Source organism: Oceanospirillum sp., from assembly GCF_048265165.1.
Lineage (GTDB): Bacteria > Pseudomonadota > Gammaproteobacteria > Pseudomonadales > Halomonadaceae > Oceanospirillum.
On record NZ_JBLXCD010000001.1, the window covers coordinates 48,178 to 70,553 of the forward strand.

Consider the following 22,376-nt stretch of genomic DNA (forward strand, 5'->3'; position numbering starts at 1 on the left):
AAAAAGCGGCAAACCTCGTTACTGGCGCTGCTCTGGGTTCAGAGCAGCTGGTGGGTAATTTTCTTTGCCAGGGATATATCGCCCAAGTGTTTGGCCAGGTTGCTGACTTTGATCCATTTCCGGCTGCGTTGGTTATCTTCCGGCCAGTGTTTCAGTTCTTTACGCACCTTTAGCGGGTAGAGCGTCAGGTTGCGCTCCACCTGCTTGCTGAGGGAGCGGGTACGATGGCTGAAGCGCTGTTTGCGGCTGGCGCGACCCAGTACACCGGCTTCTTCGTAGGCTTCCAGCTGGGCTACATCCGAGTTGCTCAGCTTTTTCTCAGGCTTACCTGTTGGTACGATCCAGTGCTTGTGTTTACGTGATGTAATCAGGCAGATTTGTAACCCCTTCTTTTTGTGATAACGAATCGGCAATGCTGCAATCTTTGAACGTCCCTTTTTCTTAATCATAACTAACCCTGTAATTAGGTGTGCTTCAGAGCTTTTTCAGCTTACAGGCGATCTCTTGCCAGAGAGCCTCATAGGCCTGACCACCGGGTGAGCGAGGGGCAAAGCAACTGATAGGAGAGCGGTGCTCGCCCATTTTTTCGATATCTGTTGAAAAAGGTATCTGAGCGTCCAATAAGCGAGGGGTTGTATCCTGTAACCGTTCTATAGTGCTTTTATGCAGATGCTTCTGTCTCTGGACCATGGAAAAAAATGGATAAACCGTGCGCTCAGGCAGGTCATTTCTGTGAAAGAAATCCTGCAGTTGCTCAAAGGTTCTCTCGGAGAGTGTTGTCGGAATAACCGGGACGAGAATCATATTGACGGCATGGAACACGGCCTCACTCAGATAGCTCAGGGTTGGCGGGCAGTCCAGGATAATCAGGTCATATTCTTTCTTCAGCCCCTTCAGTACCCGCTTAAGGCGCTGTTCCCGTTTACCCTGATCACTGAGCAGGGCATCAAAATGCCGAAAAGACTCGTGGGCAGGAATAATATCCAGCCTGTCAAAGTCTGACGCCTTGATCTGTTTGAGTAGCTGCTCATAAGTTTTGAAGAAGCGCTTACCCCAGTTCTTTTTACTGGGACGTACCCGAAAATAAAAAGAGGAGGCGCCCTGGGAGTCCAGATCAATAAGCAGAGTGCGGTAGCCAGCCTGGGCCGCCAGGTAGGCAAGATTGACAGAGGAGGCTGTTTTGCCAACGCCGCCCTTGATGCTGTAACAGGCCAGTGTTTTCATTCGGATAACCTCCCTGTTTTAGATTTCCTTTGAACTGCAGTGGGTATCAGAGATTCAACACGCAGGCGAATATCATTGTCTAAAAAAGCTTCAAGCTGTAGGCCGATGTGGGCCCTCTCCTGTCGCTGTTTACTGTAAAGGGCGCTGTTGAGTGCATGAACTGCTGCTTCTGTATCTGCACTGGTGTTACGGCCTTTTAGGTATATTTCCAGATTTTCTCTTTGTACGCAGAGATCATTAAATCGGCCGAGATTATTTTGGAGTTGTTTAAGAGCTTTTAAAAGGGGACGGATCTCCTCTTTAGGGAACAGATCTGCAAAGAACTCCAGCAGGTAACGCAGTTTTTTGCAGGCCAGCCGTACTTCATGTACCTGCTCATCCGGCGAGTGGCCTGTTATATCGGCCGCATCCATACTTATAGCATTGTAGCGGCTGACAATCTGGCGGGAAGCCTGCTTTAGAATGGCTTTATGTCCTTTTCGGGGCGGCGATTGAGGACAGAGGGAGATGCGGGATTCGATCAACCCGATCTGACTCAGATACTCAGGTGAGTTGAGTCGCTGAGCCAGCATTTTCTGTTCTTTCTGACGTTCACCGGCGATATCCCGGAATAGTTTTCCTAATCCGATATGGAAGTGTGCAGGGACCAGGCTGAGGTAGTAGTCTTCTGATTCAAGGCAGACGTCAAGATCCCTTAAACGACCGGTCGTCTGGGCTATCTGGGTTAACTGTTTTTTAAACCACTGACTCTCATCCCGACCAATACTTTGTTTCATCTGGGTAAAGAGAGCACGCAACCGGCGTAAGGCAACCCGGTATTGATGCAGGAACCCCGTATCCCAATCCCGAATAATACCTTCTTCGTTGCAGCGAACATTTTTCCAGAGCGTGCTTGCAATGATGGCAACCGCATCACAACTGTCCAGCTCCGGTGTCAGTGCAATACGTGGCCGTGCACTGTATGAACTGGGCTTTATGCCCAGGAGCCTGAGGCTGTTAAGGAAGATATGGTGCTCAAGTTCGTCAGGCTTGCTGTGGAGGACAATATTCAGGCACCGCCGGTATTCTTTGTCGTAGCCCCGCAGACCTTTAAGCTCAACCATGGTGCCATAACCCGTCAAAATGACACTCAGGTCGCACACTTTTTTCAGGTCTTTGTTGCGTACAGCATAGTGGCAAAACTCTACTTCGAGTTCAGCCATCGGAAACAAGCGGCGTCCCTTGGTGAGCTTCTGTATTGACTGCTTGAGGGTCGGGTGGATTAGGTTTTTGGCAAAAACGGGAGGATTTTCACCGTCGAAAAAAGTTAATCCTGAGTCATCTACTCTGAGAATAAGACCTTTATTATTACTGGCCAGCAACTGTTTTCTGTGCCAGAGGTGCCACTCAAAGTCATCGTAAAAGCTTAGGGTTTCGTGCCGGATCTGCATCGGCTCCAGTGTAAATTTTTGCTGGTACTTATCCAACAGGCGTTCGGTGGAGTCACTGTCTTTAATCAGCCAGCGAGAGTGCGCTGTCATCTTGGCTACTTCCCTTTGGTGAGTGTAATACGTCCGTCAAGGTAGGCTTGTATCAAGCCCTCAATAAGTTTCTGAATACTGGAGTCCTCTTCAATGGCCCGTATTTTTAAAGCCTTGAGAGTTTGTTGGTCGAGACGTAGGGAGGTGTTTTTCTTTTTTCGTTCAGAGTTTGCCGAAAGTTCCGTTTCTATAGTTGTAGCTGTCATAAAGCGATCCCTTGCCATGTAAGAATGATGGTATGACGTCATTCAGTATCACTGATTCTCTACCTGAATTTCAAATGACAATATTATGACACTGTTTTTTACAAAGGGTTTGATCAGCGTTGTTCCTTGAGCTGATGCATGAAAAGAGGGGTGATGTTTTTTATTTTTATGAGAAAAGGTATCATTCTCTTTTTGCCGTGAGAGCGGCCTGAGTCATTAAAAGGATGGAATCATGGTTAATTTGTTACAGATGGGTGCTTTACGTGTTGTATGGGTATTGGCTTTTACACTTTGTTCCGGTGCCAGTTATGCCGCCAGTATTGCTGATGATGTGCGTGATGTGGTTGAGGAGAATATTGCAGCGACCCAGAGTGAAGACATGACACGAATGATGAAAACGATCCATAGCTCATCCCCAAGCTATCAGGCAACAATGCAGCAGGTTCCAGCGCTGTTTCAGCAATACGATCTTGAATATGAGTTAACCGGTTACGACTTTGTGGGTGTTACCGGCGAGTTCGCCGTAGTCAAAGTAAGTCAAATTACCCGGAAGGTGGGTGGTTCGGCGGCATTCAATGATAATGAATTAGAGCTGCTACAGGCATTCAGGAAAGAAAACGGTCAGTGGAAGTTCTGGTCACAGTCTGTGCTAAATATGAATTTCTTTGGACAGTAACATCTGCTGATACAGAGCTTTTTATCGGGAGGAGGGTATCGTCCGGTTTCTCCGTGTTGATGAGCTCTTTCTGAATAGCAGCTTCCTTGGGGAAGCTGTTTTTTTTGCCTCCCTTCTGGAATATCGTCAGCGGTGCTAGTTGCTGTCTGTGGTTGTTTCTTTCTCTGAAGCTTCGGTTTCGACTTCCATTTTGGCACGTTCTGCTTTTGATATATAGCGAGGTTTATTGCAGCCACCGCTTTCAAAAGCTTTTTTACTTTTAGCGCGTTTGCTTTTTTTGCTCAAAATCTGGTTGATCTTTTTCTTACGGTTCATGGTTTTTCACTGTTGTGTGGTGATATTTTTATAATGTGCAAAATAAAACCCCGATACATAAGTACCGGGGTTTTGGGGAAATAGTTCAGAGGGGTGGGAATATACCCACCCAACGGAATTACTTCTTAGCGTTACGCTCTTTAACTTCAGCAATAACCTTCTCAGCAACATTTGCTGGGCAAGGCATGTAGTGGCTGAACTCCATAGAGAACTGACCACGACCTGAAGTAATGGTACGCAGGTGACCAATGTAGCCGAACATTTCGGACAGAGGTACGTCTGCTTTGATGCGTACGCCAGTAGTACCTGGCTCCTGATCTTTGATCATGCCGCGACGACGGTTAAGGTCACCGATTACATCACCTACGTTGTCATCAGGTGTGAACACGTCAACCTTCATGATAGGCTCGATCAGCTGAGGAGAAGCCTTAGGAATAGACTGACGGAATGCGCCTTTAGCGGCGATTTCGAAGGCTACTGCAGAGGAGTCAACGGCGTGGAAGCCACCGTCGTACAGTTCAACCTCAACGTCCAGTACCGGGAAGCCAGCCAGAACACCTTGATCCATCATGCCTTTGAAGCCTTTCTCAATGGCAGGGAAGAATTCTTTAGGTACGTTACCGCCAACAACTACAGAGTTGAATACGAAACCGGAACCTGGCTCACCTGGTTTGATACGGTAGTCGATCTTACCAAACTGACCGGAACCACCAGACTGTTTCTTGTGCGTGTAGCTGTCTTCTATAGGCGCCGTGATCGTTTCACGGTAAGCAACCTGAGGCTGACCCACTTCCAGTTCGATACCGAAAGTACGCTTCAGAATGTCAACTTTAATATCCAGGTGCAGCTCGCCCATACCTTTCAGGATGGTTTCACCGGAGTCTTCATCAGTCTCAACCTGGAAAGATGGATCTTCAGCGATCATCTTGCCTAGTGCAACACCCAGTTTTTCAGAAGAACCTTTGTCCTTAGGAGCAACTGCGATAGAGATTACCGGATCAGGGAAAATCATCGCTTCAAGAGTACATTCGTGCTTAACATCACACAGAGTGTGACCAGTCTGAACGTTCTTCATACCAACAACTGCGATGATATCACCAGCCTGAGCTTCGCTTAATTCATTACGCTCATCAGCCTGCATCTCAACCATACGGCCGATACGTTCAGTTTTACCGGTTGCAGAGTTCAGGATGGTGTCACCCTTCTTCAGCCTACCAGAGTAGATACGTACGAAGGTCAGGGCACCAAAACGGTCATCCATGATCTTGAACGCCAGGGCGCGGAAAGGCTCTTCGGTAGAAACGGTTGCCACCTCACCGGTAGGCTCACCTGTTTCAGGGTCAGTCAGAGGCTGAGGGTCAACTTCAGTTGGGGACGGCAGGTAGTCAACAACCCCATCCAGAACCAGCTGCATACCTTTGTTCTTAAAGGCAGAACCACAGAAAGTAGGGAAGAATGCCAGGTCACGAGTACCTTTACGGATACAACGCTTCAGGTCTGCTTCAGAAGGCATTTCACCTTCCATGTAAGCTTCCATCAGGTCGTCGTCCATTTCTACAGCGGTTTCAACCAGTGCTTCGTGGTATTCTTCAACCTTGTCGACCATGTCCGCAGGAACGTCAGTGATTTCATACTTCTCAGCATCACCGGAGTCGTCCCAGATATAGGCTTTCTTGGTCAGAACATCAACTACACCGGTGAACTCATCTTCGATACCGATTGGCAGTGTCATAACCAGTGGGTTTGCGGCCAGTACGTTTTTCACCTGATCCACAACGCGATAGAAGTCTGCACCCATACGGTCCAGCTTATTGACGAAGATCAGACGGGCTACTTCAGATTCGTTCGCATAGCGCCAGTTGGTTTCAGACTGAGGCTCAACACCACCGGAGCCACAGAATACACCGATACCGCCATCCAGTACTTTCAGGGAACGATATACTTCAACGGTGAAATCAACGTGCCCAGGAGTGTCAATAACGTTGAAGCGGTGGTTTTTCCAGAAGCAGCTTACTGCTGCGGACTGAATGGTAATACCACGCTCAGCTTCCTGCTCCATAAAGTCAGTGGTAGATTCACCATCGTGAACCTCACCGATTTTATGAATCTTACCGGTCAGCTTAAGGATACGTTCTGTGGTAGTGGTTTTACCGGCATCAACGTGAGCAAAAATACCAATATTACGATAGTGATCTAAGTTTGACATGTTTCTACGCTATACAGTCAGGGTTAATTTGCGCACTGGCGCCTCAGAAGAGTCATTCTGACCCGCTTCAATCGGCCACCGCGCGTTCAATCAGATTTGATTTGCGCGCAAGTATAGCAAAAGTACTTCAAGAAAATAGACCACGGCTTTAAAAAATCCCCCTTTTTTCATCTAATGCATCCGGCTTTAGTGCTCATATTGGCTTTTGGGGTGAGGTTTGCTAATTCCCTGATGGATAAAGGCTTGCTTTAAAATAGGTTCTTTATTTGTTGAACAGGTTTTCTTGTATCTCTGTATTTTTAGATTTAGCAGGATAGAATCCGGAGCTGTTTATTTATCCGGGACTCTTTTACTTTTCGCCTGAGGCGAATTTCCCGCTCAGCTGCTTTCGAGGTCAATGTGCAAAATTCGCCACGGGTCCTGAAGGATCACCGCTCCGCTCTGGTCATGGGGGCCGGGCTTATCCTGATATCAGAGTTATTTTTGGTTCTGTCCGGTATGGTGGTAAAACTTATCTCTGATGATGTACCCGTGCAGATGATTGTTTTTTTTCGCAATGCACTCGGTCTTGTAATCCTTACTCCCTGGTTGGTCAATAATGGCTTCGGTGCGATAAAAACAAATCGCCTCAGGCTACACCTGATGCGGGCTGTTGTCGGGGTTACCGCGATGACCTGCCTTTTTTACTCCTGGGGTTATCTGCCGCTGGCTCAGGCTGCGCTTTTAAAACAAACAGCTCCTTTCTTTATTCCCGTTATCGCTTTTTTCTGGCTAGGGGAGCGCATTCCTGTGATTGTAAAACTGGCCATTCTGATCGGTTTTTCCGGGACGTTTCTGGTTTTAAATCCAGGGAGTGGACAGTTAAACACTGCTGTGTTGATCGCTCTGGGAGGTGCTGCTCTGGGAGGACTTGCTAAGGTGACGATTCGTCGAATGCGTTCGACAGAACCTGCGGGGCGCATTGTGTTCTATTTTGCCTTTTTCAGTGCCATTTTGTCTTTTATTCCTGCGGTTATGGTCTGGCAACCCATAGGCTGGCAGAGTTTGGCCTGGCTGTTTTTGGTTGCAGGTACCTCAACCTTGGCTCAGCTCTTTCTGAGCAAGGCTTATGGGTTAGCTCCTGCTGGACAATTAGGCCCTTTTACCTACGGATCGGTTGCGTTTGCTGCTCTGATGGGTTGGTGGTTATGGGGTGAGGTGCTGTCCCTGAGTACATGGCTGGGAATTCTGTTAATTACTGGCGGAGGTATTCTGGCGATGCGAGGTAAAATCATGGTGAAATCGACTAAATAATCAGAGTTTTTATGCGGAAAAGTCTGGGTTTTCTTTCGTTGTTGGCAATTTTATTGCTCTAGGTTGCTATTTGTAGTTTTGCTGGTATAAAAGGCCACTTTTCGACTGAAAAGGCAGGCCTTTTTTATTGTGCAGGCCATAATTACTAGAGTAAAAGTAGCAGAGGTTTGTTTTGGATAAGCAGTTAAAGCCATTTGATGTGCTTGGTTTAGGTTTTATGACTTTCGCCTTCTTTTTGGGGGCGGGTAATATTATTTTCCCGACGATGGCGGGTATGTTAGCGGGGGAGCAGGCGGTATCTACTATGCTTGGTTTTCTGCTGACGGCGGTAGGGCTGCCTCTGCTGGGGTTATTTGCGGTGGCGAAAGCAGGTGGTGGTATTTCTGATATGACCCGAATGTTGCACCCGGCAATCGGTGTTTTTATCTCGGTGGCTATTTTTATCATTATTGGCCCTCTTATTGCCGCACCTCGTACGGGGCTGGTGGCGTTCGAGCTGGGTGTTAAACCTTTTGGTGAAAATCCGGTTATCAGTCAGTTTGCTTATTCACTGATGTTCTTTGCGCTGGCTACGGTTTTGGCGTTGTTCCCCGGTAAGCTGATGGACTCTGTGGGTAAAATTCTGACTCCGCTTCTGATTGTGTTACTTGTAGCTTTGTCGGTTGCGGTCTTGACGGCGTCGGGTGGACAGGTACTACCAACGGATGCGGCGTATCTGGAAGCGCCTTTTGCAAAAGGGATATTGGATGGTTACAGCACCATGGATGCGCTGGCCTCCATTATGTTCGGTATGTTGATTGTTGACCTATTGAATAAAAAAGGGGTTAGGGATCGTTCGCGCCAGTATCGCTACTTGGTGATTGCAGCTTTGATCGCTGCGGGAGGACTGGCTTTTGTTTATGTCTCTCTTTTCTTTTTAGGTGCAGGTTTTGGCGTGCCGGGTGCAACTTCCGGTGGCGTTATTTTGACTACTTTTGTTGAACAGCAGTTTGGTACTCTGGGGCTGGTTGTTCTTTCCGGCGTGATTACACTGGCTTGTATGACGACAGCAGTGGGCTTGCTAAGTGCCTGCTCAGATTACTTTTCTCAGCTGACACCTATCCCTTATGCTGGATACGTGATTATCAATGCTGTTTTCTGCATCATGATGGCAAACCTTGAGCTCGGTGTGCTGATCGAGTTGAGTATTCCGGTTCTGGTTTCTGTTTATCCAATTGCCGTGGCTTTGATGTTATTCAGTGTTTTCTCTGGCTTTATTGGCTACAAAAAGCCTGCTCTGGCCTTAACGCTGTCGGTATCATTGTTTTTTGGGGTTTTGGAAGGTCTGAAAGCCGCAGGTGTAAACCTGCCGGATATGAGTTTTATGCCACTTTATAAATTGGGTCTTGCCTGGGTGCTGCCAACGATTCTGGTATTAGCGTTCTTTATGCTGGTAGGACGTGTAAAGCCACAAACTGCAGCATCCTGATGCAGAGTACCTAAAGCACTTTACCCTGATATAAATAGAATCAGACGAAAGCCTACGGATTAATTTCCGTGGGCTTTTTTTGTGTTCTCACTTTGAGATTGAAGACATCAGTTTAATTCATTTCTATTGATGCGTTTATTCGCTTATTGTGATTTCTCTAATAATAAGAGGAATTTATGATGAGTCAGCAGCCAGGGTTAAAGATCAGGCGTCTACAGGTTTTATTAGCCGGGGTCTTCAGTCAGGTTATCTGTATTGGTATTGCCCGTTTTTCTTATACCCCTTTGCTACCGGTCATGCAGGAGCAGAGTTGGTTGGGAGATATTGAAGGAGGCTGGCTGGCGGCTGTGAACTATGCCGGATATATGGCCGGGGCTCTGCTGGCTGCTTCACTGAGTGATCTTAATGTGAAGGACAGGCTATATCGAATCGGTTTGGTTTTAGCTGTTGTTACTACACTGCTGATGGCGGTGACAGAAAATTTCTGGCTCTGGGCTTTGCTGCGCTTTCTCTCCGGTCTGAGTAGTGCTGGTTCGATGTTGATCGCGTCTGCATTGATTCTGAACTGGCTGATTCGCCATGGACATCGCTCTGAACTGGGTATCCATTTTGCCGGTGTTGGTATTGGTATTATGGTAGCGGCTCTCTTTGTTGAGCTGATGCTGCAGCTGGGGCAAAACTGGCAGCAGCAATGGTTGTGGTTTGGTAGTCTGGCAATTGTTCTTGCTTTTCCTGCATGGCGCTGGCTGCCCCGACCTGCTTCTGTCAATGTTTCAGGGAGCAGTACACCGATAAAAGATATGCCTCCTACCCGAAAGTTTATGTGGTTGATGCTAACGGCTTACTTCTGCGCAGGTTATGGTTATGTGATCAGCGCAACTTTCATTGTTACCATTGTTGAGCGTATTCCTGCCCTCAGTGGCATGGGGGCAATGACGTTTGCTGTGGTAGGACTGGCAGCGGCTCCTGCGGTAATGAACTGGGATCTGATTGCCCGACGGATTGGTTATCTTAACGCTTTGCTAATGGCGTACAGTCTGCAGATTGTCGGTATTATTTTGCCAACGTTCTTCCACTCCCTTGAAGTCGCTCTGTTTAGTGCGCTTCTGTTTGGTGGCACCTTTATTGGTTGTGTGAGTCTGGTTTTGACCATGGCCGGACGGCTTTATCCATCAAAGCCCGCCAAACTGATGGGTAAAATGACGATCTCATATGGGGCTGCTCAGATGATTGCACCTGCTCTGACCGGTATTCTGGCAGAAAAAACAGGGCATTATGATCTTGGGCTCTGGCTGGCGGGTGGTTTTGTAGCGGTGGGCACCGTGCTTATTTTCTGGCTGAAAATGACGGACCCTACCGCTCAGGCATTAGACGATGAGGGCAAGCTGCAAACGGCATAGGCCGTTTGCAGGTTTGTCTTTGGGTTGATAGTTCTTTGCTTGAAAAAATCAGGTAATTAAGGCTTTTAATATCATGCGTATTCTTGGGGCTGCATTTTCCGGGGCGTTTCTGCCTATGCTCTCGGCCAGCTCACGTTGCTCATCTGCTGATAGAGATTGGCGGCATTCCTGAAGCCATTGTATGCCAATATACCTTTCGTGAAGGCAGTCATAGGCAACCGCAAGATAGGGAAGGGCCTGAGGGTTTTTGTTGCTCATCCAAAGATCCAGGGCGCTTTCTTTCAGAAACCAGAACTGGCCGTCTCTTAGCAGTTGGTTTAAATAGCCTGCGATGATCATAGTTTTCTCGTTATATCTGATGTGGGTTCTTACATTCTGGTAAAGGCCTGTTAACTTGTCACGTAGCAGAAACTGACCGATTCTGACTGGCATTTTTATTCCATAGTGTCGCTTCGTTAAAGCTGCTAGCATTTCACTTCTTTATAATGCGCAGGATGTCTACTTTGCTTTCGTTATTAGTATCCGGGTTGCGGCTTATCGGTCTGTATTTTGTTTCCCTATCGGTATTTTTAATTATGCTGCTCGGGGTTACTTCAACTCAGGCTGATGCATCGGTTGCTGCTGGTGAAGTAGATGCAAAATTTGGTTGGCTTGATGATCCTTCAGGAGATTTATCGCTTCAGCAGGCTATTAACCGGTTTGAACACAATGGCTTTAAGCCTATTGGTGGCTCTTTAAGTCGGGGCTATACACTGTCTGATTCCTGGCTAAGCCTTACGTTGACAGCCTCTGAGCTGAGCGATTTTGACTATCTGTGGATGGAGCCATCGCAGCTGAATGAAGTCGATGTGTACTACCAGGCAGGGGTTAATGCTTCAGAGGCTCGAAGCTATCAGAAGTTATCTCTGGGGGATCATGGCGATGGGGCTGAAAAGCCCTATCTTCATTTCCGTATGCTATTCCCGTTAAAAAGCATTCGTTCGTATTTGCAGTACCCGGGCTTTCAGGCCCTGGGTGAATACCAGGTCTTTATCCGGGTCAGAACGAATAGTGCTCATACATTAAATGGTCGTTTGCTGACGGATTCGGCAATGGTCAGGAATAGTAATCTTTATCTTTTTTTCTATGCGGGATTCACTACGGTCACATTTATTTTGGCCGCATTCTCTATCTTTGTTGCTTACCGGTTGAGAGATCGGGTTTATTTTTGGTATGCCCTTTATCTGGTCACTATTATGGTGGTTTATCTGCCGATCAGTGGTGTCCTTTTTGTCGTCTTTGAGCATGCACCGCCGTACCTGTCTGACCTTTTTAGCGGCGCCGGAACAGGCCTCAGCTTTTTTTGCTTCAGTGTGTTGAGCCTGTATCTGCTGGCCAATGGCCGCCCTGTTCATCCATGGCTTAAGTTATACCTGCAGTTTACCGCCGCTGCAGGGCTTGTTCAGGCGCTACTGTCCCCTTTTGATGCTTATGTTTATGTTGCAGAGTTCGTTGCTCTGAATGCTGTAGCTTTTTCTTTCATTCTGCTGATAAGTTTTGGTGTGCGTGTAAGAAATGGTTCGACTGGTGATCGCTTTGTATTTCTGGCTCTTTTTCTCTCTGTGGTCGGTATTGTTATCAACTTCAGTCGATTGCTCGGCTGGATACCGGAAAATATTTTTACTATCCACGCGTTTCAGTTCTCTTCTTTACTGCACATGCTGTTACTTAACCAGGCTTTTGCTGAACGGGTTATGTCTGCCGAGAAGGACGCCGTGAAATCTGCCCAGTTATCTGAGTTACGCGCTAAGGATATGGCAGCAGGTATGAATCAGGAGCTGATAAAGGTACTGGATCAGGAGAAAATCCTTCGGCTTGAGCAGGAACGCTTTATCGATATGATCTCCCATGAGTACAGGACGCCTCTTTCAATTTTGAAAACCAATTTAGAAATTTTGGAGTTGAAAGAAAAACCTGACTGGACCGGTCGTCATAATCTGCATGTGATGCAGCAGGCTACAGAGCGGTTGCAGGAGGTTTTTGATAAGACGATTAAAGGTGCCAGCTGGAAGCAGGCATTGGAGCGCCTGCATGAGCATAAAGAACTGGTCTCTCTGATGGATCACTTTATGGATGAAGCTCATTTGATGTGGAGCGATATTCGTATCCAATATGATGCTCACGTTTCTCAAGTCTGGTACAAGAGTCTGGACACCTCTCTGATGAAAACGGTTGTGCTGAACCTGATTGATAATGCGCGGAAATATAGCTCAGACCCTTTTGCTATTCGTGTCATGCTGAGAGTATCACCGGATGAGAGTGCGCTGGTATTCAGTGTCAGAAATCCGGTGGCAGAGTCAGCAAGCCATCAGGATGTTGAGCTGACCAAGAAATACATCCGTGGTGCGAACAGTGCAGGGACCAGTGGTCTTGGACTAGGTCTGAATCTGGTAGAACAAATTGTGGCGGAACAAGGCGACCGGCTGGAGCTTGTTGAGACAGATAAGCTATTTGAAGCCCGGGTTTATCTGGAAGCGGAGATGGATCCGAATGAAAACTTGTCATCATTTGAAAATGGCAAAAAAAAGTCAGGCCCTGATAGCTAATGCTCAAAGGGTTGTGAATATTAACGTGTACAGCGCAGTCGTATTGTAAGGAGTGGGTGAGAGTGAAGGCTTTAAATGGATTATCTCAGCCGGTCTCTGTTGTTTTGGTTGAGGATGATCAGTCCCTGAGGGACAGTCTTGTGGAATATCTTGAGCTTAAAGGACTGACTGTTGAGGGTACAGGTACGGCGGCAGGGTTTTATAGTCTGTTGGAGCGGCGGAGCTTTCAGGTCGCGATTATTGATCTCGGTCTGCCGGACGCTTCAGGGGAAGCCTTGGTGGATTTTGCCCGTAGCAGCAGTGACATGTCTTTAATTGTTATTACAGCGAATGATGGTCTGAATTCAAGAGTAAGTTGTTACCGGGCGGGGGCGGACCTGTTTATGGGGAAGCCGGTTCAGGGGTGCGAGCTTGCCGCTGCAATTCTGAGTCTGGCTGAGCGCCAGGTCAGTCGTGTTACTTCTGAGTCAGGCGCGCCGACAGTCTCGGCGGGTTGGCAGTTGAACAGTAGGAGCTGGTCCTTGGTGACGCCTGCTTCGGAAGAGATTGATTGTACGGTGAAGGAGTATCGGCTGCTGTATATGCTGGCAGAAACACCTTCTGAACCGGTGCGGCGTCCCAAGCTGTTACAGACCCTGTACGGTCGCGATGATGAAAGTGCTCAGCGTGCACTGGATACGCTTGTGCGGCGGTTGCGGAAGAAAATTCAGCGTTATCATGATGATGAATCGATTCCGATCCGAACCGTTTACAGTGTAGGGTATCTCTTTGCAGACCAGATCGTGGTTAACGCAGTCCAGTAGCCGGTTACCCGGTGACTGAAGGCTGCATTCCAGAGCCTATACCGGTAGGGATGTCATCCGTTCCAAATGCCATTCTGCTTGTTTGACCGGTAGTCTTTGCGCCAGACTAGCAGGGTTTTAAGCTGTGAAAAATGTTCGGGCAGCTCAAATTACTGAATGCTGGGCCGATAGCAGTACCTGAAAAATTCTGGCTCACCCCTGGGATGGTAAATACTAATGGAGGAGTTGTTTATGCCGACGTCCGTTCTGCAGCCCTCGGCTGCTTTTTTACAGAAAATGCTTCGTTTTCCATTATGGCAAGCCCCTATGGCGGGATCTCAGGACAGTGTATTAGCGATTGCTGTGAGTGATGCTGGCGGTTTAGGGGCGATTCCATGCGCTATGCTCTCTCCAGAACAGGTTCGTAGTGCATTGGCTCTGGTGAAGGAGAAAACAAAGCGGCCTGTTAATGTGAATTTCTTTTGCCATAACCCACCTGAATCCAATGAGACAGAGCAGGCTGCCTGGCTGGAAGCACTGCAGCCTTATTACGCTGAAATGGGGCTTGATCCTTTAGCCGTACCAGCAGGCTCTGGCCGTCAGCCTTTTTCAGAGGCTTACCTTGAGGCGATCAGACCCTATCAACCCGAGGTGGTCAGTTTTCATTTTGGGTTACCGGATCAGGCGTTAATCGCAGAGATTAAAGCCTGGGGCGGATTGATTGCTTCCACCGCAACCACGGTTGAAGAGGGTATATGGCTTCAGGAGAGGGGGGCTGATTTTGTGATTGCTCAGGGTCTGGAGGCCGGGGGGCATCGGGGACACTTTCTTACAGCAGACCTTGAGTGTCAGTTACCGGTACGGTTTTTGGTGACGGAGTTGGTGTCGAAGGTTGACCTGCCGATGATTGCTGCCGGTGGGATCGCCACTGGGGATGATATCGCTGAGCTGCTGAGCCTTGGCGCTTCTGCGGTACAGTTAGGGACGGCCTTTTTATTGACACCGGAAGCCAAAACCACAGATTTACACCGTCAGGCGCTGAAAAGTGATCTGGTTGATAAGACTTCTGTTACCAACCTGTTTTCCGGAAGACCGGCCCGGGGTATGGTGAACCGTCTGATGGAAGAGCTGGGGCCAATCTCACCTCAGGCTCCGGCATTTCCCCTGGCTTCCCAGGCGATTGCACCCTTGCGGGCAGCGGCAGAGCAACAGGGGCGATGGGATTTCTCACCTCTATGGTGCGGAGAGTCTGCAGGTAAATGCCGTGAGCTTCCTGTGGCAGAGTTAATTCATTGGTTAACGGCTAAGTTATAATCCGATACCTAAGAACTGATCGCCAGCTTTGGGCTAATTAAAGCCGGCGATCAGGTTTCGAATAGGACGAGCTACCGAGTACATTGTGGGCAGTCTTTCTTCTGTAGTCTTGGGCGTATTTTAGCAAATGAGTGATATAGCCGGTCAAAAACGGGTTTAAGAAATGGCCAGCCGGTAGGTGCCATAAGCCAGCCAAGCCCGATCTCTTGATAAATGCGCCGGGAAGCATCCATGGCCGTCCACCAATTTCCTTCATTGTCCTGCAGGTGCAGCTCAGCCATTAGCTGTTTAGTCTGCTTACCCGTTGGGCCTGGGTCAAAACCATCCTGACTGATATCAACAAACGCCAGTGATAAGTCTTTACGCCGACAGCGAGCCTGTAACCAGCGAACCTCTTTTCTACATAGCGGGCAAGCGCCGTCATAGTAGAGTGTCAGTTTTTTATCCGTGAGCTTTTTTTTACTCATTGTTTCTACCTGCTCTGCCTGTTGGTGGAAAATGGACTGTATTCTGTTCCTGTTTTACGCAAATGCCTTTCGACCGGTTTTTTGCACTTCTTGGCTACAGAGTTTTGATCTGTTGAGGCTATAGAGTTTACGTGTCTAGGGTATGGAGTTTTACGTGTCCAGGGTGTGGAGTGGTTTGCCAGCTTTTACCTGCTGATGTGGTTTTTATCGTTAAGTAAAAGGTTTTTTTAGGTGTATTATTTTAATATTGGTTTTATTTGACATGATTTTAGTCATTATTGCTTATTATCTTTAGCGACAATAGATGATCAAAATAACAACATTAACGCTAGAGTAGTGATCATGTCTTCTGATGTATTAACAAACACTGACCGTCCAGGCGTTTCTGGCCGATCTGTGCTGGAGGTGGAATCCCTCAATATGCCTTCTGCCCAGAAAGTACTGGGTCTATTAGCCGCCCTGATGATGGTTTTTGTCTGGTCGGGCTATTTTCTCTCCCTGCGGGCCGGAGCTGTCACTCCGGTCAGTACCTACGAAATTGCGTTGCTGCGTTTTGGTTTACCGGGATTAATCCTGCTACCGGTTTTTATCCGTAATTTTAAAGCTATTTGTCAGGTGCCCAGGCTGTATCTGGTTGGAATGCTGGTGGGTGGCGGATTGCCCTTTTTCTGGCTGGGTGCCATGGGGATGCAGGTCGGGCAGGTGGCTGAAGGCAGTACTCTGATCCCTGGGGTAGCCCCGCTATTTGTGACGATGATGGCGGTTCTGGTTTTCAATCAGCCCCTATCCGGATGGCGTCTTGGTGGTTTGTTACTGATTTTTGCCGGTGTTGTGGCATTTATTGGTAATTCAGTAACTGGTGATACGCACGTTGGGGCGGTGGTTCTTTTTCTGGCAGCCAGCTTTTTATGGGCTTTGTTTGCACTGTCAATTCGTCAATGTGGGCTTTCACCCCTAGTGGCCGCATCTGTGGTAGCGGTGCCAACAGGGTTGTTGCTTCTGATTGTGGGGGCTGTGATGCAGCCTGAGCTGGGTTGGTTTGACCTGTCGCTGAACCAGCAGCTTGGCCAAATTTTGGCTCAGGGCCTAGGTGCAGGGTTGGCATCCGGTTTATTATTTGCCTTTGCCATCAGTCGTTTGGGGGCTGAAGTAACTTCGGCAATTGGGTCTCTAACACCGGTAGCTGCTTCGGCTATTGCCTATGTCTGGTTTGGGGAGCAGGTTACACTGGTAATTGTTGCGGGGATCGCGTTGATTAGTCTGGGTGTGATTCTGGCCAGTGGGCTTGTAAAAGGGCGTATGACTGAATAACTTAAATGCTGATAATACAGCTTCTGGCTCGAAGCTGTATTATGGGGTTCCATGCGTCCTTTTGCTTATGGAAGCCGGATATTCATCTGAGATGTTTTAACGGTAACTCGGTGCATGTTTTAACCTGACGGAGCACAAAGCTGGTCCGAATGCTGGCAACGCCTTCGATACGGTTCAGCTCATTGAGTAGAAAATGTTCGTAGTAGGCCATATCCGGCATCACGACCTTGAGCATAAAGTCGGCATCACTGCCGGTAATCAGGGCGCACTCCAGTACTTCATCATAGTTTAGAATCTTCCTTTCAAATGCCTCCAGTCGTTCCGGTAGCTGACTGGCCAGGCATATCTGTACATAGATGGTCATATCCAGCCCCAGAGCACTCTGGCTAAGCAGTGTGACCTGCCGACTGATGATGCCAGCATCTTCCAGTAGTTTGACTCTTCTGGCGCAGGGTGACGGTGATAAGCCTACCTGTTCTGCCAGCTCCAGATTGCTGATATTGGCATTTTTCTGCAGGACTTCAAGAATTCTACGGTCGATCCGGTCAAACTGTTTCGTTTTGTGCATGATTAATGATCTTATTATTGTTTGTGTGGCAGTGCGCGAGACCTGGAGATCTGCTGTCTAGTTAGTTTTTATTGTTATAGGAGGTGGATTCTATAGGCTTTTCACTTGGTTTTCTTTTTTTTCGCTGGATTCATCTGGTTTTTGGATTTTCTATAACTAATTTGGGTTTTCTATAACTAATAGTAGAGGGTCGTATAAAGGTTTGAGCTGTATCATCAGCGGATGTGATATCTCCTGTTTTAATGGGTGCCCTTCTTTCGGGTCCGTTGTTTGAGAGCACGTGAATGCCTTTACACCAAAAAATTATCCGCTTTGCCAGAACCCTGCGTGGTTATGTACTGATCTCTATTATGGCGGTGTCCATTGTAGTCTTTCTCAGTGTCACTTTGACGGCTACCCTGCTTTATGAAGATGTCATTCATCGTCAGTCTGCCCAGACATCTGAGAGTATTGCCCAGAGTACTTTCAATAGTATGTTTCAGGTGATGCGCCAGGGCTGGACTCGTCAAGAACTGGAGGTTTTTCTCTCAGAAACCAAGGCCGCTTATGCCAATACACCTTTTGATATTGAAATTTATCGGGGGAGTAAAGTAGAAGCATTATTTGGTGTCATTGATCAACCGAATCCTGATGCTGCGATTCAGCAGGTTTTTCAGGATGGCTTGCATCATCTGAGCCAGACCGATCATACAACTCGCCGCCTTTTTCCATTGAAAGCCCGCACTGAATGCCTGCAGTGTCACCGCAATGCAAAACCGGGTGATGTGCTGGGTGTTATTGATATTCAGCAGGATATGAGCCCGATACGTGATGGTATTCGCCAGGGCTATATCACTCTTTTTATTATCGCCGCCATGGTGATTATGTTTGCTGCTCTGGGGATCTCTGCCTCAATCTCGGTACGTATCAAGCAGTCGATGGAGCGCTTCAAACATCAGCTGAAAGATGTGAATTCGGTAAAAGATTTTCGGGCGCTGGATACGAAAAAAGTTGATTTCTTTTTTGATGAATTTAATCAGGCGTTTTTCCATGTTAGCTCTCTGATGGAAAAGCTGAAAGATGTGGCCGTTGACAAGGATATTCTGGAGTTCGAGATCCGGCTGCTCAGTAAGTTTATTATTACTTCTGAGGTCGTTCGCGACTGGCGTGATTTCATTAAAGACCTGCTGGTCGATATTAATACCATTATTGAAGCGCATACTTTGGTCACTATTTTTCAGGTAGATGATGAAGGCTATGAGCTTGAAGTGTTCTGGTATCAGGATGTTACCGAAGCAACCCGAACGGCCTTTGAAGTGTTTCTACGCACGAATATTGAAAGTGATGAACACTTCCATAAAGGGGCTGTGATTCTGAGTATTGCTCATCACGTCGCTCACCCTGAACCTGAAACTCTGGATCTAAAACCTATTACACCAGAGGATATTGAACTACAGACTAAATCTTTGCTGCTGGAAGCACCTAAGATTGGTGGTGTTGTAGGGATTGGTGTGCAATCAGATCTGGCTCGGGACCCAATTCGTCATATTGTTATTGATGGCATTCTGACAACTCTGCTGAATTTGGTGGGTTCGGTTAAAGCGATCTATAAATACACACAGGATCTGGAGTTCTACGCTACCCGTGACCCTTTGACCAGTTTGCATAACCAACGAATGTTTAAGGAGCTTCTTGGGTACGAAGTGGGTCGGGCCAGCCGTCATAAAGAGAGCTTTGCGCTTTTAATGCTTGATCTGGATAACTTTAAGACGGTGAATGACAGATTTGGGCATGCCTATGGTGATCAGTTTCTGCAGGCTTTTGCCAGAGTATTGGAGCATTCTGTACGTCCGGGCGATTTTCTGTCTCGCTACGGCGGTGATGAATTCACGATTATTCTGCCGGAAGCGAGTCAGGAACAGGCTTTCTCCGTTGCTCAGCGAATAAAGCATGCTATTGATCAGATGCATCTGAAATCCCCTGATGGTCAGCCGATGCGCGCAACCGGTTCCATGGGGATTGCGGTCTATCCGGATCATGCGAGCAACCCAAGAGATCTGTTTTTGCTTGCCGATAACATGATGTATAAGGCAAAACGTCTTGGCCGTAACAGTATCGCTGTACCGGATGACGATGAGGTTGCTGAGGTTTACAAAGAGGCCGGTGCCAAAAATATAATGGTACTGAATGCACTGGAGGAGGAACGCATTGTTCCTTATTTCCAGCCTATCGTGGACTCGGAAACAGGTGATGTCGAGATTCACGAATTACTTATGCGAATTGAAATGGATCATCGTATTGTTCCCGCCGGTGAGTTTATTGATATTGCAGAGGGAATTGGTGTAGTCCATAAAATGGACTATATGCTGATTGAGAAAGCTTTTGATCAGGTGCTTGAGCAGGGCTACACCGGAAAGCTATTTGTGAACCTGTCGCCAAAGTCATTGATTGTCAGTGAATTTATTGGGCGTATTCGCCAGTTAGCTCAGGATAAGAACATTGCTTCTGATCGAATTGTTTTCGAGCTAACTGAGCGGGAAACGGTCAGCAACCTGAATCTGCTGGAAAAGTTTGTACTGGATCTGAAACTGGAGGGTTTCAATTTTGCCATTGATGATTTCGGTTCTGGTTTCTCCTCGTTTCACTATATCAAGCACTTTCCAATCGATGTTATCAAGATTGAAGGTGAGTTTATTCGTAATATGCTTCATGACGACAAATATATGGCCTTTGTTAAAAGTATTGTGACGCTGGCTCAGAATCTGGGTATCAAAACGATTGCTGAGTTTATTGAGGATGAGGACATTATGGATAAGGTTCGTGAGCTGGGAATCGATTATGGACAAGGGTTCTATCTGGGGCGTCCTGCGGGACATTTTGTCTTCGGTCAGAATTGAAATATTGATGTGATTTCTATGGCCTCCTGCTAGCTGCAGGCTATAGTTCACACGGTGTTTTTCCTTTGTGGGGACGTAAATAGGTGATCGGATGACGGAATACAATGGATTAAGCCGGGATGAGCTGGAACTGGAGCTCAGAAAACATATGGAAGAGGCGAAGAAAATCCGGGTTCATCTGGAGAGTGAGATCCGTCGTCACAGAGATACTTCGGCTCAGCTTAACCTGATCAGTCGGGTTGTTGAGAAGGCTCATTTTTCGGTCATGATTACCGACGCCGAACAGCGCCTTGTGTATGTCAACGCCGCTTATACCCGGCTTACAGGTCTAAAAGCAGAAGATGTAATTGGCCATACACCTAAGGTTAACCAGTCTGGGCGCCATGCCAAAGAATTTTATCAGAAACTCTGGGATGAACTGTACCGTAAAGGGGTTTGGCGAGGTGAGGTCTGGGATCGGCGGCCTGATGGCAGTTTCTTCATGAAATACCTATCCATTGAAGCGCTCAGAGATGAAGTCGGAGCGGTTACTCACTACTTTGCTATTTTCAGTGACCTTTCTGAACAAAAGCGTACAGAAGAAGAGCTGGAGCGGCTGACACATTATGATCCTCTGACAGAGTTACCAAATCGCATACTTTTCCGTAATCGCCTTGGACACGAATTTAATATTTCAAACCGCCATCAGTCCCGTACAGGGCTTTTGGTATTAAACCTTGATCGTTTTCGTATGATCAATGATGCCTTTGGTTTTGCTCTGGGGGATGAGCTACTGGTGCAGGTGGCAGCACGACTTCGAAGTCGGGTACGTTCGACCGACCTGCTGGCACGACAGGAAGATCGTTCAGAGAGAGACTCGGATCTGATTTCTCGCATTGGAGGTGACGATTTCAGTTTTATTCTTAGTGAACTGAGAGCATCGGAAGATGCAAATGTTGTTGCACGGCGTTTACTCGCTGCATTCGAAGAGCCTTTTGATGCCTATGGCGAAGAGGTTTTTCTCTCCGGTAGTATAGGAATTGCGGTTTATCCTGATAATGCTAAAAGTGAAGACGGGTTAATGCAGTGTGCTGAGGCCGCATTGAATCTTGTTAAAGCGGAAGGTAAAGGTGGCTATCGATTTTTTTCTGATGAGTTAAACCGTAGTAGTGCTGAGCGGGTTCGTCTTGAAGCGCGTTTGCATCGGGCCGTTACAAACGAAGAATTTACTCTACATTATCAGCCTAAACTTGATCTCAAAACCGGTAAAGTCATGGGGGTGGAAGCTCTATTACGCTGGCCTCAGGAGGATGGTAGTACGGTATCTCCTGAAAGCTTTATTCCTCTGACAGAAGATACAGGGCTGATCAACCCTATTGGGCAGTGGATCATCATTCAGGCAATGCAGGATGCCTGTCGTATTAATCAGCAAACAGGGCTTCAGCTGCAGGTGGCCATTAATTTGTCTGTTCGTCAGTTTCTTAACCCCGGAGTCGTGGGTTTGGTAGCTGAGGCGCTTCGGCATACCGGTATTGATCCGGCATTAGTAGAGTTTGAAATTACGGAAAGCATGCTGATTGATAAAGTAGAGGATGCTCGGCAATCTATGCATAACCTGCGTAATCTGGGCGTTCAGTTAGCGATTGATGATTTTGGTACTGGTTTTTCATCGATGTCCTATCTGAAAGAGTTTCCGGTCAATACCATGAAGATTGATCGTTCGTTTATTATGTCTCTGGACCATGGCGCAGAGGGGCTGGCGATTGTGACGGCTCTGGTTTCTTTAGGTAAGGCGATGGGGTTAGGGGTTGTTGCAGAAGGTGTTGAAAATAAAACCCAGATGGATTTACTGTCAGAATCAGGCTGTGACTTTGGTCAGGGGTTTTATATAGATAGGCCTATGCCTATTGATAAGTTGATTGCCAGTATTGGGCAATAGTTTTACTCTGGATCTGATATGCTCAGATTCAGCGTTAGTTTGTTATTGATCTGTTACTCCTGCGTGCCCCCAACCTTTTTTTTGTCTTTTTATTGTATTACCAAAGCACCCCACCTTTACCGGTTACCCGGTTTTCTTGTTATGGACGGTATAATATTCATAAGAGCTGATAATTGTCTGAGATACCGCAAGGTATTGTAAATAAAGATAATGTATATTTTATTGGTTTCTTCTGTGTTATCTGAAA

At 47.3% G+C, this 22,376-nt stretch carries 19 protein-coding genes; 10 read left to right on the plus strand and 9 right to left on the minus strand.

Translation table 11 applies throughout. The annotated features are described in order from the left end of the window. Window positions 1-38 precede the first annotated feature (38 nt). The 4 genes from ACN0R8_RS00240 to ACN0R8_RS00255 are packed head-to-tail and all read right to left on the minus strand — an operon-like array spanning window position 39 to window position 2,950. Window positions 39-449, minus strand: coding sequence for an NUDIX hydrolase (locus ACN0R8_RS00240; RefSeq protein ID WP_417593916.1), 411 nt, complete (start codon window positions 447-449; stop codon window positions 39-41). Between the two features lie 25 nt (window positions 450-474). Next, window positions 475-1,224, minus strand: coding sequence for a ParA family protein (locus ACN0R8_RS00245; RefSeq protein ID WP_417593918.1), 750 nt, complete (start codon window positions 1,222-1,224; stop codon window positions 475-477). Continuing rightward, window positions 1,221-2,744, minus strand: a complete 1,524-nt coding sequence (locus ACN0R8_RS00250) for a CHAD domain-containing protein (RefSeq protein ID WP_417593920.1) — start codon at window positions 2,742-2,744, stop codon at window positions 1,221-1,223. Before ACN0R8_RS00250 ends, ACN0R8_RS00245 begins: the two co-directional genes overlap by 4 nt. A 5-nt stretch (window positions 2,745-2,749) precedes the next feature. Then, the gene (locus ACN0R8_RS00255; RefSeq protein WP_417593922.1) at window positions 2,750-2,950 is read right to left on the minus strand and encodes a hypothetical protein; all 201 of its coding nucleotides are present in this window, start codon (window positions 2,948-2,950) and stop codon (window positions 2,750-2,752) included. A gap of 232 nt (window positions 2,951-3,182) precedes the next feature. Between ACN0R8_RS00255 and ACN0R8_RS00260 the strand changes: the two genes are divergently transcribed. After that, window positions 3,183-3,626 carry a hypothetical protein gene (locus ACN0R8_RS00260; RefSeq protein WP_417593924.1) on the plus strand — a complete coding sequence of 148 codons (444 nt, stop codon included), beginning with the start codon at window positions 3,183-3,185 and terminating at the stop codon, window positions 3,624-3,626. Window positions 3,627-3,761: 135 nt separating this feature from the next. On the opposite strand, the gene ACN0R8_RS00265 is transcribed toward ACN0R8_RS00260, so the two are convergent. After that, window positions 3,762-3,941 (minus strand): DUF2986 domain-containing protein, encoded by a 180-nt coding sequence (locus ACN0R8_RS00265; protein ID WP_417593926.1) that lies wholly within the window; start codon window positions 3,939-3,941, stop codon window positions 3,762-3,764. Window positions 3,942-4,059: 118 nt separating this feature from the next. Next, entirely contained in the window at window positions 4,060-6,147 is a 2,088-nt protein-coding gene (gene fusA, locus ACN0R8_RS00270; protein ID WP_417593928.1) for an elongation factor G, read from the minus strand. A gap of 399 nt (window positions 6,148-6,546) precedes the next feature. Here fusA and ACN0R8_RS00275 point away from each other — a divergent pair, with 399 nt between their 5' ends. The 3 genes from ACN0R8_RS00275 (at window position 6,547) to ACN0R8_RS00285 (ending at window position 10,308) form a co-directional block, all read left to right on the plus strand. After that, entirely contained in the window at window positions 6,547-7,440 is an 894-nt protein-coding gene (locus tag ACN0R8_RS00275; RefSeq protein WP_417593930.1) for a DMT family transporter, read from the plus strand. Between the two features lie 172 nt (window positions 7,441-7,612). Further along, window positions 7,613-8,908 (plus strand): branched-chain amino acid transport system II carrier protein, encoded by a 1,296-nt coding sequence (gene brnQ / locus ACN0R8_RS00280; RefSeq protein WP_417593932.1) that lies wholly within the window; start codon window positions 7,613-7,615, stop codon window positions 8,906-8,908. Window positions 8,909-9,087: 179 nt separating this feature from the next. Continuing rightward, window positions 9,088-10,308 (plus strand): YbfB/YjiJ family MFS transporter, encoded by a 1,221-nt coding sequence (locus ACN0R8_RS00285; RefSeq protein WP_417593934.1) that lies wholly within the window; start codon window positions 9,088-9,090, stop codon window positions 10,306-10,308. Between the two features lie 48 nt (window positions 10,309-10,356). Here ACN0R8_RS00285 and ACN0R8_RS00290 read toward each other — a convergent pair whose 3' ends face one another. Then, a complete protein-coding gene (locus ACN0R8_RS00290) occupies window positions 10,357-10,740 on the minus strand; it encodes a hypothetical protein (protein ID WP_417593936.1) in 384 nt (127 codons plus the stop codon). Window positions 10,741-10,811: 71 nt separating this feature from the next. Between ACN0R8_RS00290 and ACN0R8_RS00295 the strand changes: the two genes are divergently transcribed. From ACN0R8_RS00295 to ACN0R8_RS00305, 3 genes are all read left to right on the plus strand, one after another. After that, window positions 10,812-12,893, plus strand: coding sequence for a 7TM diverse intracellular signaling domain-containing protein (locus ACN0R8_RS00295; protein WP_417593938.1), 2,082 nt, complete (start codon window positions 10,812-10,814; stop codon window positions 12,891-12,893). 62 nt (window positions 12,894-12,955) lie between these two features. After that, entirely contained in the window at window positions 12,956-13,696 is a 741-nt protein-coding gene (locus ACN0R8_RS00300) for a response regulator transcription factor (RefSeq protein ID WP_417593940.1), read from the plus strand. A 231-nt stretch (window positions 13,697-13,927) separates the two neighbouring features. Further along, entirely contained in the window at window positions 13,928-14,989 is a 1,062-nt protein-coding gene (locus ACN0R8_RS00305) for an NAD(P)H-dependent flavin oxidoreductase (RefSeq protein ID WP_417593942.1), read from the plus strand. Window positions 14,990-15,060: 71 nt separating this feature from the next. Here the strand turns inward: ACN0R8_RS00305 and ACN0R8_RS00310 are convergent, their stop codons facing one another. After that, entirely contained in the window at window positions 15,061-15,456 is a 396-nt protein-coding gene (locus tag ACN0R8_RS00310; protein WP_417593944.1) for a thiol-disulfide oxidoreductase DCC family protein, read from the minus strand. A gap of 342 nt (window positions 15,457-15,798) precedes the next feature. Here ACN0R8_RS00310 and ACN0R8_RS00315 point away from each other — a divergent pair, with 342 nt between their 5' ends. After that, window positions 15,799-16,767, plus strand: coding sequence for a DMT family transporter (locus ACN0R8_RS00315; protein WP_417593946.1), 969 nt, complete (start codon window positions 15,799-15,801; stop codon window positions 16,765-16,767). Between the two features lie 82 nt (window positions 16,768-16,849). Here the strand turns inward: ACN0R8_RS00315 and ACN0R8_RS00320 are convergent, their stop codons facing one another. Further along, window positions 16,850-17,335: an Lrp/AsnC family transcriptional regulator gene (locus ACN0R8_RS00320; protein WP_417593948.1), complete on the minus strand. Its 486-nt coding sequence runs from the start codon at window positions 17,333-17,335 to the stop codon at window positions 16,850-16,852. A gap of 284 nt (window positions 17,336-17,619) precedes the next feature. On the opposite strand from ACN0R8_RS00320, the gene ACN0R8_RS00325 reads away from it, so the two are divergent. Further along, window positions 17,620-20,211: a putative bifunctional diguanylate cyclase/phosphodiesterase gene (locus tag ACN0R8_RS00325; RefSeq protein WP_417593950.1), complete on the plus strand. Its 2,592-nt coding sequence runs from the start codon at window positions 17,620-17,622 to the stop codon at window positions 20,209-20,211. A gap of 91 nt (window positions 20,212-20,302) precedes the next feature. Then, window positions 20,303-22,129, plus strand: a complete 1,827-nt coding sequence (locus ACN0R8_RS00330) for a putative bifunctional diguanylate cyclase/phosphodiesterase (protein ID WP_417593952.1) — start codon at window positions 20,303-20,305, stop codon at window positions 22,127-22,129. The last annotated feature ends 247 nt before the right edge of the window (window positions 22,130-22,376 follow it).